The sequence below is a fragment of the Variovorax sp. efr-133-TYG-130 genome, from assembly GCF_030208835.1.
Taxonomy (GTDB): domain Bacteria; phylum Pseudomonadota; class Gammaproteobacteria; order Burkholderiales; family Burkholderiaceae_C; genus Variovorax.
In genome coordinates this window covers 52947-64891 of sequence record NZ_JARVTD010000013.1, presented here as the reverse complement: position 1 = coordinate 64891, position 11945 = coordinate 52947, and the positions used below count along the sequence as shown (strand labels likewise).

The 11945-nt window shown below is 69.7% G+C and carries 11 protein-coding genes and 1 tRNA gene; 1 reads left to right on the top strand and 11 read right to left on the bottom strand.

The window, feature by feature from the left end:
* Positions 1-38 precede the first annotated feature (38 nt).
* The 5 genes from mnmH to QRN67_RS17200 are packed head-to-tail and all read right to left on the bottom strand — an operon-like array spanning position 39 to position 4435.
* Positions 39-1088 (bottom strand): tRNA 2-selenouridine(34) synthase MnmH, encoded by a 1050-nt coding sequence (gene mnmH, locus QRN67_RS17220; protein WP_285412809.1) that lies wholly within the window; start codon positions 1086-1088, stop codon positions 39-41.
* A 24-nt stretch (positions 1089-1112) separates the two neighbouring features.
* Entirely contained in the window at positions 1113-1922 is an 810-nt protein-coding gene (gene phnE, locus QRN67_RS17215) for a phosphonate ABC transporter, permease protein PhnE (protein WP_285412808.1), read from the bottom strand.
* Complete coding sequence (locus tag QRN67_RS17210; RefSeq protein ID WP_285412866.1) at positions 1919-2710, bottom strand: PhnE/PtxC family ABC transporter permease; 792 nt, start codon at positions 2708-2710, stop codon at positions 1919-1921. The genes phnE and QRN67_RS17210 overlap by 4 nt, the downstream gene beginning before the upstream one ends.
* Positions 2711-2754: 44 nt before the next feature.
* Positions 2755-3567, bottom strand: coding sequence for a phosphonate ABC transporter ATP-binding protein (locus QRN67_RS17205; protein WP_285412807.1), 813 nt, complete (start codon positions 3565-3567; stop codon positions 2755-2757).
* A 10-nt stretch (positions 3568-3577) separates the two neighbouring features.
* Positions 3578-4435 (bottom strand): putative selenate ABC transporter substrate-binding protein, encoded by an 858-nt coding sequence (locus tag QRN67_RS17200; RefSeq protein ID WP_106937080.1) that lies wholly within the window; start codon positions 4433-4435, stop codon positions 3578-3580.
* Between the two features lie 74 nt (positions 4436-4509).
* Here QRN67_RS17200 and selD point away from each other — a divergent pair, with 74 nt between their 5' ends.
* Positions 4510-5577, top strand: a complete 1068-nt coding sequence (gene selD / locus QRN67_RS17195; RefSeq protein WP_285412806.1) for a selenide, water dikinase SelD — start codon at positions 4510-4512, stop codon at positions 5575-5577.
* A gap of 141 nt (positions 5578-5718) precedes the next feature.
* On the opposite strand, the gene QRN67_RS17190 is transcribed toward selD, so the two are convergent.
* The 6 genes from QRN67_RS17190 to fdxH form a co-directional block, all read right to left on the bottom strand.
* Positions 5719-5814: transfer RNA gene (locus QRN67_RS17190), tRNA-Sec, on the bottom strand.
* A gap of 11 nt (positions 5815-5825) precedes the next feature.
* Entirely contained in the window at positions 5826-7733 is a 1908-nt protein-coding gene (gene selB, locus QRN67_RS17185) for a selenocysteine-specific translation elongation factor (protein ID WP_285412805.1), read from the bottom strand.
* Positions 7730-9178 carry an L-seryl-tRNA(Sec) selenium transferase gene (gene selA / locus QRN67_RS17180; RefSeq protein ID WP_285412804.1) on the bottom strand — a complete coding sequence of 483 codons (1449 nt, stop codon included), beginning with the start codon at positions 9176-9178 and terminating at the stop codon, positions 7730-7732. The genes selB and selA overlap by 4 nt, the downstream gene beginning before the upstream one ends.
* Entirely contained in the window at positions 9178-10206 is a 1029-nt protein-coding gene (fdhE, locus tag QRN67_RS17175) for a formate dehydrogenase accessory protein FdhE (protein WP_285412803.1), read from the bottom strand. Before fdhE ends, selA begins: the two co-directional genes overlap by 1 nt.
* Before the next feature lie 10 nt (positions 10207-10216).
* Positions 10217-10840, bottom strand: coding sequence for a formate dehydrogenase subunit gamma (locus QRN67_RS17170; RefSeq protein WP_285412802.1), 624 nt, complete (start codon positions 10838-10840; stop codon positions 10217-10219).
* A 10-nt stretch (positions 10841-10850) separates the two neighbouring features.
* Entirely contained in the window at positions 10851-11810 is a 960-nt protein-coding gene (gene fdxH, locus QRN67_RS17165) for a formate dehydrogenase subunit beta (protein WP_285412801.1), read from the bottom strand.
* Positions 11811-11945: the final 135 nt, after the last annotated feature.

Sequence of the window (11945 nt, the reverse complement as noted above, 5' to 3'; positions counted from 1 at the left end):
CTGCTGACGTATCCATCCCCGATCTCAGCACCATGCCCTCACCCCAACCTCAACACCGCCTCAGCCACAGCCCCAATCCCCTGATCCGACAGATCAACCACACCCACGCTCCGGCGCCGCCCCCACGCCCGAAAGTGCAGCTCCTGCGACTTCTCATAGTGCGGGTCGTAATGCAGCGCCATCAGCTCCGCAAACAGATGCGGCAGATCGCCTTCATGCGCCCAATGCTGCCAGCGCGCCACTGTCTCCTTGCCCTGCAGTTCCTTCAGCGCTCCCAGCTTGTCGGCCAGCGCGTCGCGGTCATCGCCCAGGTAGGCGTAGTCGCGCAGCAGATACGCCAGCCGTGCTTCCGGCGTAGCGCACACCTCAATGCACGGCGCCGCGCGCATCCGCGCCACCAGCGACAAAGGCAGCGACAGCCGTCCGATGCGGATGCTCTCTCCCTCGACATACAGCGGGCGCGAGAGATCGACGGTTTCCAGTACCGCTGCGATCAGGGTCTCGAAGTGCTTCTGCGAAGGCTGCGGCACGCCCGGCAGCGAACCGAGCAGCGAGCCCTTGTGGCTGGCGAAATCTTCCAGATCGAGCACTTGTGCGCCGCGCGCGGCAAGCGCATGCAGCACGCGCGTCTTCGCACTGCCGGTGGCGCCGCAGATCACGCGCAGGTCGAGTTTCGGGGTCAGTGCGTCGATCTGCGAAATGACGTGCCGGCGAAAGCTCTTGTAGCCGCCCGCGAGTTGCTGCGCGTCCCAGCCGACGAGGCGCAGCCACGTCACCATGGAGCCGCTGCGCATGCCGCCGCGCCAGCAGTAGACCAGCGGCTTCCAGTTCTCGGGCCGGTCGGCCAGGGTTTCGCGCAGGTGCCGCGCGATGTTGGCGGCGACCATCGCGCCGCCGATGCGCCGCGCCTCGAAAGCGCCGGTCTGCACGTAGACGGTGCCGACGATGCGGCGCTCCTCGTCGTCCAGCACCGGGCAGTTGATGGCACCGGGAATGTGGTCGAGCGCGAACTCGGCCGGTGAGCGGGCGTCGATCAGCGTGTCGAAGGCGTGGCGGTCGGCGACGCGCACGGGCTGGCGATGACTCATGGCGGGAACCTCATGCCCCGATTGTCAGGCGTATGCAGGTCCGAGGCCACGGCGCAAGCGAGCGCTCGCAAAATCGACAAAGGTCACCAGCACGAACATCGCGATGAGCACGGTCATTGCCTGCTGCTGCTGGAAGATCGACAGGTGGAAGTACAGCAACTGCCCCAGCCCGCCCCCGCCCACGAAGCCCAGCACGGCGGCCATGCGGATGTTCATTTCCCAGCGGTAGAGCGCGTAGGCCACCCACTGCGGCAGCACGATGGGCAGGCTGGCGTAGCTGAAGGCGGTGACGGGGTTGGCGCCCGAGAGCGCCAGCGCATGTTCCGGCTCGCGCGGCGCGTTTTCCAGCGCCTCGGCGAAGAGCCGGCCCAGCACGCCCGTGGTGTGCAGGGCCAGCGCCAGCGCCCCCGCGAAGGGGCCGATGCCTGCGGCCAGCACCATCAGCGCGGCCCATACCAGTTCAGGCACGCTGCGCAGGAAGTTCAGCACGAAGCGCGAGCCGTGGCGCAAGGCGCCGCCTGCGCGGCCCGAAGCCGGCAGCGCCAGCACCGCGCCGGCAACGGCCGCCAGCACCGTGCCGAGCGCCGACACCGCCAGCGTCTGCAGCGCGCCATGGCCGACCTTCGAGAGAAAGTCGGGCGACAGGTCGGGCGGGAAGAACTCGGCGATGAACTTGCCCATGAGCCTGAGAGACTCGGAGGAGCCCAGCGCGCGGTAGTCGATGCCCAGGTAGGCAAAGCTCGCCACCACCGCCGCGCCGATCAGCAGCAAGGCGATGCGGCAGCGCCAGCAGGGCGGCGGGCGCGGAGGAAACAGCGCGCGGTTCGCCGTCATGCCAGCAGCCTCCGCAGCGCATTGCTGAGCAGGTCGGCCAGCAGCACCAGCGCCAGGAACACCAGCAGGATGCTGCTGGCCTCGCCGCCGTTGAGCATCTTCATCGACTGGTCCATCAGCTGCCCCAGCCCGCCCGCGCCGACGAAACCCATCACCACCGACGCGCGCACCGCGCATTCCCAGCGGTACACGGTGTAGGAGGCCAACTCCTGCGCGGTGTTCGGCAGCAGGCCGTAGCAGAGCGCCGCGAGCCGGCCGCTGCCGCTTTCGAGCAGGGCGCGCGCCGGACGCGTGTCGGTCGATTCGAGGATCTCGGCGTAGACCTTGCCCAGCATGCCGCCGTAGGTGATGGCCAGCGCCAGCACGCCCGCGGCGGGGCCGAGCCCGAAAACGCGCACGAACAGCAGCGCCCAGACGATCTCCGGAATGGCGCGCAGCACCATCAGCAGCCAGCGCGCGGCCTGCCGCACGATACCGGCCCGCACGCGCCCCGGGCCCGGGCCGATGCGCGAGACGGAGAGGGCGCGTGTGGTCACGAAGCCCAGCGGCGCGCCGATCAGCAATGCCAGCGCGGTGCCGGCTGTGGCCATGGCCAGCGTCTCGAGCGTGGCCTTGAAGAGCAGCGCGAGAAAGGCCGGCGAACCGTCGGGCGGGAAGAAGCCCGCCAGGAAGCCGCCGATGACCGCGAGATTGCCGCCGGTCAACAGCGCCCGCGGATTGAATTCGGACAGCGCCAGCATCGGCCATGCGATGACGAGCGCGGCGACGCAGCCGGCCAGCCGCCGCATGGCTTGCGGGTCGCGTCGGACGGCGGCGGCGGATGCAGCGGCGTTCAAGGGCAGTCCGGCCGAGTGAACGCAGCCTCGGCCGCGACCGGCTGAGCCGACTTCTGCACCGCCACGCCGCCTTCGCTCGCATAGAGCGCGTCGAGCATCGCGGCCGTCACCTGCGCCGCGGGCAGGTCGAACATCACCAGCCCGTTGCGCATGCCGACGATGCGTGGAAACCAGCGCAGCGCCAGGTCCACCGCATGCAGCGAGGCCAGCAGCGTGGCCCCGGTCGATTCGCTCTGCGCGACGAGCTGGCCGATGGCGGCGTCGGCCAGCGTGGGGTCGAGCGCGGATACAGGCTCGTCGGCCAGCAGCAGGGCCGGGCGCTGGTACAGCACCCGCGCAATGCCCACGCGCTGCAACTGGCCGCCCGAGAGGCGGTCGCAGCGCTCGAACAGGCGGTCTTCCAGCGACAGGCGCGACAGCACTTCGTGCGCGCCGGCAATGTCCGACGGATGGAAGAGCGAGCCCAGCGCGCGCAGCGTCGACCACCCGCCGAGCCGGCCCGCGAGCACGGCTGTGACCACGCGCAGGCGCGGCGCGATGGGCGGCGCCTGGTGCACGGTGCCGATGCGGGCACGCAGCTTCTTCAGCGCCGCGGCCGGCAATTGCCACGCCTTCGCGCCAAGGGTCTCGACCACGCCTTCCGTAGGCCGCAGCGCCGCGCCGAGCACACGCAGCAGCGTGGTCTTGCCGGCGCCCGAGGGCCCGATGACGGCGATGCGCTCGCCGTCGCGCGCGGCCAGCGTCACCCCGGCCAGCGCTCGCTGGCCGTTGGGGTGCACGACACCCACGCCTTCCAGCGAAAAACTCATTCGCGCAGGCTCACTTGATCAGGCCCGCCGACTTGCCCGCCGTCTCGATGCCGTCGTAGTTCGACGACTTGGTCGGAATGAACTTGCTCGCACGCTGCAGCGCCATGATTTCCTTCTGCGCCGGGTTGGCCGGGTCGAGCTTCAGGAACGCGTCGGTCAGCTTTTTGGTGATGGCCGGATCGAGGCCGGGGCGCACCGTCCAGTTGTAGTCGTAGTAGGTCGGCGTGGTCGCCAGCACGCGCACCTTGGCGGCGTTGGGGTTCTTGGCCTCGACCAGCTTGTCCCACACCGATGCGTTGAGCACGCCGGCTTCGGCGCGCGACGCGGCCACGAAGGCCACCGTGGCGTCGTGCGCGCCCGAGAACGCGACCGTCTTGAAGTCTTTCTCGGGGTTGATGCCGGCCTGCAGCAGGAAGTAGCGCGGCATCAGGCTGCCCGAGGTGGACGAGGGCGCGCCGAACGCGAAGGTCTTGCCCTTCAGGTCGGCCAGCGTCTTCGCGGTGCTGTCCACCGGCACGATGAACTTGCTGGTGAACACCTCGTCTTCCGCGCGCTGCACGATGGGCACCGCGCCGCCGTTGGTGCGGATGCGCGCCTGCACGTAGGTGAAGCCGCCCAGCCATGCCAGGTCGATCTTGTTGGTGGCCAGGCCTTCGACCACCGCGGCGTAGTCGGTCACGGGCGTGAACTGCACGTCCATGCCGGTTTCCTTCTTGAGGTAGTCGCCCAGCGGCGTGAACTTGCGCTGCAGTTCGGTGGGCGCCTCGTCGGGAATGGCCGACACGCGCAGCACGCCCTGGGCGAAGGCGCCGAGGCTTGCGACGGAGAAGGCCAGTGCCAGGGTCAGTCGGGTGAGATTCTTTTTCATGGTTGCGCCTCGGTGAAGTGCGGGTTTGGAAGGGACGGGATTGTAGAAAGCCGGGGCGATTCGATAATCGCCGCATGAACCCAACGCTCATGAACCCGCTCGCGCCTTTGCGCCTCACGAGTTTTTCGCATGGCGGCGGCTGCGGCTGCAAGATCGCGCCCGGCGTGCTGTCGCAGATTCTCAAGAACCACGCGGGCGGCATGATCCCGCCCGAGCTCATGGTGGGCATCGAGACCGCCGACGACGCGGCCGTCTACCGGCTCAACGACCAGCAGGCGCTGATCGCGACCACCGACTTCTTCATGCCCATCGTGGACGACCCCTACGAGTTCGGCCGCATCGCCGCCACCAACGCCATCAGCGACGTGTACGCGATGGGCGGCCGGCCGATCATGGCGCTGGCGCTCGTCGCCATGCCGATCAACCAGCTGCCGGTGGAAGTGATCGCCGAGATCGTGCGCGGCGGGCAGGACGTGTGCCGCGCCGCCGGCATCCCGATTGCCGGCGGCCACACCATCGATTCGGTCGAGCCGATCTACGGCCTCGTCGCCATGGGCCTCGTGCACCCCGACCGCGTGCGCCGCAACGCCGATGCGAAGGCCGGCGACGTGCTGGTGCTGGGCAAGCCGCTGGGCGTGGGCGTGCTGTCGGCGGCGCTCAAGAAGGAGCAGCTGTCGGGCATCGGCTACCGCCAGCTGATCGAGAACACGACCAAGCTCAACACCCCCGGCATCGCCCTGGCGGCGCTCGACGGCGTGCATGCGCTGACCGATGTGACCGGCTTCGGCCTGGCCGGCCACACGCTCGAACTGGCGCGCGGCGCGAAGCTCAAGGCGGTGATCGAGTGGTCGAAGGTGCCGCTGCTCGACAACGTGGTGGTGATGGCCGCCGAGGGCATGGTCACCGGTGCCTCGGGGCGCAACTGGGCCGGCTACGGCGCCGACGTGGAGCTGGCCGCCGGCCTGCATCCCACCGCGCAGAACCTGCTGAGCGACCCGCAGACCTCGGGCGGCCTGCTCGTGAGCTGCGCGCCGGAAGCGGTCGATGCGGTGCTGAAGATCTTCCGCGACGAAGGCTTCGGGCAGGCGGCGGTGATCGGCCGTGTCGAGGCGGGAGAGCCTTCGCTGCGCGTGGTGCCGTAGCCCCCCGAATTTCTCCCTCCCCTTCCGGGGGAGGGCAGGGGTGGGGGCAAGCGGCATTCGATGAAGCACTGCGCTAACCCCACCGCCGCTTGCCCCCATCCCAGCCTTCCCCCAGCGGGGGAAGGAGCAAGACAGAAAAAATGGCGGAAGGGGGAAGGAGTCGAACCTTCCCGGCGACGACTGGCGCCACCAACCGGGTTTGAAGCCCGGCCGCCCCACCAGGGACGATCCCCTCCCATGAACGCTGTTCAAGGCCTTGCCCCGAACAACGACGTATCGGGCCGCAGCAGATGCGCATCTTTCACGCGCCGCGTCAGCCCCACACGGTCGAAAAACTCCAGCAGCTGGATCGCGCGCTTGCGTCCCAACCCCGTCGCATCCCTGAAGCTCGCGGCCTGCAGCCCTTGCGGGCCTTCGAGGCAGTCGCGCGCAATCGCAGCCAGCCGCTCGACGGTCGCCAGCGGATAGTACAAGTCCTTCACCACCTGGAAGGCCTCGCCCCGGCGCGCGAGGCTCGCGAGCGTCTGCCGCACCATCGCCTCGCTCGCCGCGCAGTCCTTCGCGAGATCGCGCACCCACGGCGGATCGAAGCCGCCATCGGCCAGCCGCGGCAGCAGCTTCTGCGCGAGCTTCTGTTCGGCCTCACCGAGACGCGCCGCATGGTCCGGCAGATGCAGCCAGGTGCCGCTGCGCACCAGCGCACCGCGTGCGGCCAGCGCGTCGAGCGCATGGCGCCACAGCGCATCGTCCGTGCGTGGAGCGGCCAGCCGCTTGAGGCGGCGCGCATCGGGGCCGACCTCATCGGGCGCCGTGCGATGGAAGTCCGCGAGCCGGCCGGTGATCTGCGCCTCGAGCGCATCCAGGTGCCGCTGCGCGATGGCCGTGTGCTCGATGCGCACCGCATCCGCAGGCAGCGGCAGGGCGGTTTCGCCGGGCAGCGACAGCGCACGCGCCAGCCGCGCGGTGTCGATGCCCAGCGGCGCGTTGTCCAGCAGCGCGGCCACGCGCGCTGCCCGGTCGTCGATGGTCCAGGCGGCCAGCGTGTGAAGCCGCTCGGGCGTGCGGCGGTAGCGCACCGGCGCGAACGGGTCGAGCACGCGCACGCCGGCCATGGTGCGCGTGGCCGAGGCATCGCGCAGCACGCCCCGGTCGCCATGCCACGCGCCGACGCTTTCCTTCGTCACCAACTGCGCCAGGGCGGTTTCGCCGGGCGCGAGCACGTCGCGGTCGAGCAGTGCGAGCGAAGCCATCACGTCGCTCGCCCCGAGGTGCGCGTGCACCGTGGTGCCTGAGCGCAGCGGCTTGGCCTCGTCGGGCCACAACGTGAGCAGCACGTCGATGCGGTCCGTGGCAAGCGCGATGGCGGGCGTGCAGACCCAGTCGCCGCGATGCATCTCGTCCTTGGTGGCCCCGGCCAGCGCCAGCGCGCAGCGCTGCCCCGCATGCGCCGATTCGGCCTTCTGGTTCTGCGCATGGATGCCGCGCACGCGCACCGTGCGGTCGCCGGGCACCACGCGCAGCTCGTCGCCGATGCGCACCGTGCCGCTGAAGACCGTGCCGGTGACGACCGTGCCCACGCCCGAGAGCGTGAAAGCCCGATCGACCGCGAGGCGAAACGCCAGGCCGTCTTCGCGCCCATGCTCCCTGCGCGCCACGTCGAGCAGGCGTTCGCGCAGCGCATCGACGCCGTCGCCTGTGGTCGCCGACACCGCGAGCATCGGCGCGCCCGCGAGCGGCGTGGGCGCCAGCAGCGCGGCGATGTCCGAGCGCACCTCGGCCAGCCGCGCATCGCGCATGGCCTCGTCGATGCGGTCGATCTTGGTGATGGCCACCGTCGCCTCGCGCACGCCCAGCAGCGCCACCACCGCCAGGTGCTCGCGCGTCTGCGGCATCACGCCGTCGTCGGCCGCCACCACCAGCAGTGCGTGGTCGATGCCGGTGGCGCCGGCCAGCATGGTGTGCAGCAGGCGTTCGTGGCCGGGCACGTCGACGAAGCCCAGCGACACGCCGTCGGGCGCATGCAGGTAGGCATAGCCGAGCTCGATGGAGATGCCGCGCCGTTTTTCCTCGGGCAGCCGGTCGGTGTCGACGCCGGTGAGCGCGCGCACCAGCGTGGTCTTGCCGTGGTCGATGTGGCCTGCGGTGCCGATGATCATTGCAGTCGCTCGCGCAGCAGCGCCAATTGCGCGACGAATTCGGCGCTGTCCTCCAGGCAGCGCAGGTCGAGCAGCAGTCGGTCTTCGGCGATGCGGCCGATCACCGGCAGGGGCAGGCCGCGCAGCGCGGTGGCGAGGGCATCGAGCGCGGTGCCCGTGCCCTTCTTCGACGTGCCGGCCGGCGCGAGCGCGAGCCCGGCCGAGGGCAGCCGCTCGACCGGCAGCGAGCCCGAGCCGATCTGCCCGAGCAGCGGAACGACCTCGACGGTGAAGCGCGGCGACACGGCCGCTTGCACCGGTGCCTTCAAGCGCTCGGCCATTTCGCGGATCGCATCCGCGGGCCGCGTGAGCAGCCGCAGCGTCGGCAGGTCTTGCGCGAGGCGCTCGGGCCGCAGGTACAGCGACAGCGTGGCTTCCAGCGCCGCCAGCGGCAGCTTGCTCATGCGCAGCGCGCGCTTCATCGGGAACTTGCGGATGCGGCCGACGGCCTCCCTGCTGCCGACGATGAGCCCGGCCTGCGGACCGCCCAGCAGCTTGTCGCCCGAGAAGGTGACCACGTCGCAGCCGGCCGCAAGCATCTCCTGCGGCAGCGGCTCGCGCGGCAGGCCGTAGTGGGCCAGGTCGATCAGCGAGCCGCTGCCCAGGTCGGTGGCCAGCGGCACGCCGCGCGCGTGCGCGATGCCGGCGAGCGTGGCTTCGTCGACCGCGGCAGTGAAGCCCTGCACGGCGTAGTTGCTGGTGTGCACCTTCATCACGAGCGCGGTGTGCTCGTTGAAGGCGCGTTCGTAGTCCTGTGGATGCGTGCGGTTGGTGGTGCCGACCTCGACCATGCGCGCGCCCGCGCTGGCCATCACGTCGGGCATGCGGAAGGCGCCGCCGATTTCCACCAGTTCGCCGCGCGAGACGATCACCTCGCGCTCGCGCGCCAAGGCCGCGATGGTCAGCAGCACGGCGGCCGCGTTGTTGTTGACCACCGTGGCGGCCTCGGCGCCGGTGATGCTGCAAAGCAGTTCTTCGACCAGCGAGTCGCGGTCGCCGCGGCTGCCGGTGGCGAGGTCGTACTCGAGGTTGTTGGGCGATGTCATCACCGCAAGCAGCCGCTGCAGCGCCGCGTCGGCCAGCAGCGCGCGGCCGAGGTTGGTGTGGATGACGGTGCCGGTGAGGTTCAGCACCGCGCGCATGCGCGGCGCGAGGCGGGCGCGGACGCGCGCGGCGAGTGCGTTGCCTAGCGCCTCTTGCTCGATGTCGGTAGCCGCCAGCTTGCCCGCCACGGCCCGCGCGCGAAGCCCCTCGAGCAGCGCGCGCGCTTCCTTCACCACCAGCGTGCGGCCGTGCTCGGCCAGCAACGCGCCCGGCACGGCGAGGCGCAGCAGTTGATCGACAGAAGGCAGATCCTGGGGCCTTGCCGTCGAGCCGTGGACCACGGACTCTTTCGGCGCTGCCATCAGCCGCCTCCGCCGTCGTCGGGGATCTCTGGCTCGCCGAACAGCAGCATCAGGTTGTGGCCGCTGCGCTGGTGGCCGGCTTCGGAGACGAGCAGGTCGAGCGTGACGCTGGCGAGGTCGTCCGCGACGGGCTCGACCTCGGGGTCTTTCTCCATCGCGACCTGCTTGAGATAGTGGCCGCACGTGTCGCAGCACTCGGCCTTGACCGCGCCTTCGCGCGCGCCGGTGGCCGGCAGTTCCACGCCGGGCTGCGGCGACAGCGATTCGAAATGGATGCCCTTGGTGCTTTCGCAATGCGTGCACTTGATGCGCACGTAGTGCCACTCGGTGCTGCACAGCGAGCAGTGCAGATACCTGAAGCCCGCTTCGTCCGCGCCGATGCGCGTGATGCTCACGGTGGGTGCGCTGCCGCAGCAGGGGCATTCGTTGCCGGGGTCGGTGCGGCCGAAGATGTTCTCGCCTTCGCGGCCGGCCACCTGCAGCACGAGCTGCGTCCAGTAGGCCTGCAGCCCGGCGGCGATCAGCGGCGCGGCCGCGAGGTCGAGCCCGAACATGATGCGGCGCGAGAGGCGGTCGGCCTGCTGGTCGATCCATGCGTCGTCGGCCGCAGCAACGCGGTCGAGCGTGTCGCGCGCCGGGCCTTCGGGCAGCCGGGCGCGGAAGAGGCCGAGCAGGCGGCGAAGCTCCTGCAGCCACACCGGGTCGCGCGTCCATCCGAAGGCGGGCATCGGCGGCTTCAGCACCTTGGCGGCGGCTTCGAGCGCGTCGGATTCGGGCAGCGCGACGGGCGCATAGTCCTGCAGCACCTGGTGCTGCGCCTGAGCGAGGTCGGCAATGAAGATCAGGTACTCGCGCATCGGATGCGAAGCCGCGAGCTGGCGCAGTCGAAGCTGCCGGTCGGAGAACGCGAGGGAGCGCACCGGGAGGCGCAGGAACGGCATCTGCCGCCCGGCCTGCATTGCAATCTGCTCGGGATCGAGAACGCGCGTGGTCCGGATCGGCGGCGGGGTGCCGGTTGAACTCGTCATCGGATCAGTATCACTCACCTCGCGTCATTTTGCGATGCCAGAGTGGGTGGTTGAGCTTGGCCCATCCCTCGGTCACGGTGCCGCGCGTCATGGCGCGCAGCGTGCCCTTGACCCAGATGGCCGCATAGATGTGCGTGATGACCGAAAGAATCAGCACCACCGCCGACACCGCATGCACCACCACCGCGATGCGCCGCAGCAATATCGGGAAGAAGCCGACGAACCACGGGCTCCAGAACATGAAGCCCGTCACCAGCAACAGCAGCAGGCTGGCGCCGAAGGCCCAGAACACCAGCTTCTGCCCGGCGTTGTACTTGCCCACCGGCGGCATGCCCGACTTGTCGCCCTTGAGCATCTTCGGCGCGTTGGCGATCCATTCGCGGTCTCCCTTGTCGAGGATGTTCTCGCGCCACATCGTGAAGAACAGGAACACGAAGCCCAGCACCATCAGCAGCCCCATGAACGGATGCAGGATGCGCGTCCACGGGCCGCCGCCGAACAGGTTGGTCAGGAAGAACAGGGCAGGGTGGAAGAAGGCCAGGCCCGAGAGCGCGGCCGCGAAGAACATGATCGCGACGAACCAGTGGTTCATGCGCGTGGCGTCTCGGTAGCGGCGAAGGTAGTAGCGTGTCATCGCAATCTCCTCATGCACGGGGCGCGGTTGGCGGCGGTGTCCGTGGCGGCTCTTCGATCACCACCACGTCGTCCGGGTGGCCGTCGCGGTCGGCATCGGGGTGGTCGTCCTTGGGCTCGATGGGGCCGGTCTTCATGTAGTGGAAGAAGCTGCCGACCACCGCGCCGATCATGGCCACCATCGCGAGCGGCTTGGCCACGCCCTTCCACAGCGACACCAGCGGGCTGATGTGCGGGTCTTTCGGCAGGTCGGCGTACAGGCCGGGGCGGTCGGCGTGCTGCAGCACGTACATCACGTGCGTGCCGCCCACGCCGGCCGGGTCGTACACGCCGGCGTTGGCGAAGCCGCGCTCCTTCAGGTCGACGATGCGCTCCGAGGCGTATTCGTGCATGTCTTCCTTGGCGCCGAAATGCAGCGCGCCGGTGGGGCAGGCCTTCACGCAGGCGGGCTCCAGGCCCACGCCCACGCGGTCGGAGCACAGCGAGCACTTGTAGGCCTTGTTGTCGACCTTGCTGATGCGCGGCACGTCGAACGGGCAACCGGTGACGCAGTTGCCGCAGCCCACGCAATGCTCGCTGATGAAGTCGACGATGCCGTTGGCGTACTTGACGATGGCGCCCGGCGAGGGACACGACTTCAGGCAGCCGGGGTCGTCGCAGTGCATGCAGCCGTCCTTGCGGATCAGCCATTCGAGCTTGCCGGCCTCGGGCTCGACCTCGGAGAACTTCATCACCGTCCAGGAAGACGGGGTGAGGTCGACCGGGTTGTCGTAGGTGCCGTGGTTGGTGCCGACCTCGTCGCGCAGATCGTTCCACTGCATGCACGCGACCTGGCAGGCCTTGCAGCCGATGCAGGTCGACACGTCGATCAGCTTCGCCACCTGCTGCACCTGCGGGCGGCTGCGGATCTCGGGCGAAGGCGTGGTCGTGGCCGAGCGGGCGGCGATGTCCAGGGTTTGAAGGGAGGACATCAGTGGCTCCGGTCTTCTGTATTGCTCCTTCCCCTTCCGGGGGAAGGCTGGGATGGGGGCAGGCCTTCGGACAGGCGCCGCGCATGAGATGAGGCCGCTGTGCCCCCACCCCTGCGCTCCCCCGGAAGGGCAGGG

Excerpts from the sequence above, each read along its gene's own strand:
- mnmH (WP_285412809.1), bottom strand. The coding sequence starts at position 1,088 with ATGAGTCATCGCCAGCCCGTGCGCGTCGCCGACCGCCACGCCTTCGAC.
- phnE (WP_285412808.1), bottom strand. The coding sequence starts at position 1,922 with ATGACGGCGAACCGCGCGCTGTTTCCTCCGCGCCCGCCGCCCTGCTGG.
- QRN67_RS17210 (WP_285412866.1), bottom strand. The coding sequence starts at position 2,710 with ATGCGGCGGCTGGCCGGCTGCGTCGCCGCGCTCGTCATCGCATGGCCG.
- QRN67_RS17205 (WP_285412807.1), bottom strand. The coding sequence starts at position 3,567 with ATGAGTTTTTCGCTGGAAGGCGTGGGTGTCGTGCACCCCAACGGCCAG.
- QRN67_RS17200 (WP_106937080.1), bottom strand. The coding sequence starts at position 4,435 with ATGAAAAAGAATCTCACCCGACTGACCCTGGCACTGGCCTTCTCCGTC.
- selD (WP_285412806.1), top strand. The coding sequence starts at position 4,510 with ATGAACCCAACGCTCATGAACCCGCTCGCGCCTTTGCGCCTCACGAGT.
- selB (WP_285412805.1), bottom strand. The coding sequence starts at position 7,733 with ATGATCATCGGCACCGCAGGCCACATCGACCACGGCAAGACCACGCTG.
- selA (WP_285412804.1), bottom strand. The coding sequence starts at position 9,178 with ATGGCAGCGCCGAAAGAGTCCGTGGTCCACGGCTCGACGGCAAGGCCC.
- fdhE (WP_285412803.1), bottom strand. The coding sequence starts at position 10,206 with ATGACGAGTTCAACCGGCACCCCGCCGCCGATCCGGACCACGCGCGTT.
- QRN67_RS17170 (WP_285412802.1), bottom strand. The coding sequence starts at position 10,840 with ATGACACGCTACTACCTTCGCCGCTACCGAGACGCCACGCGCATGAAC.
- fdxH (WP_285412801.1), bottom strand. The coding sequence starts at position 11,810 with ATGTCCTCCCTTCAAACCCTGGACATCGCCGCCCGCTCGGCCACGACC.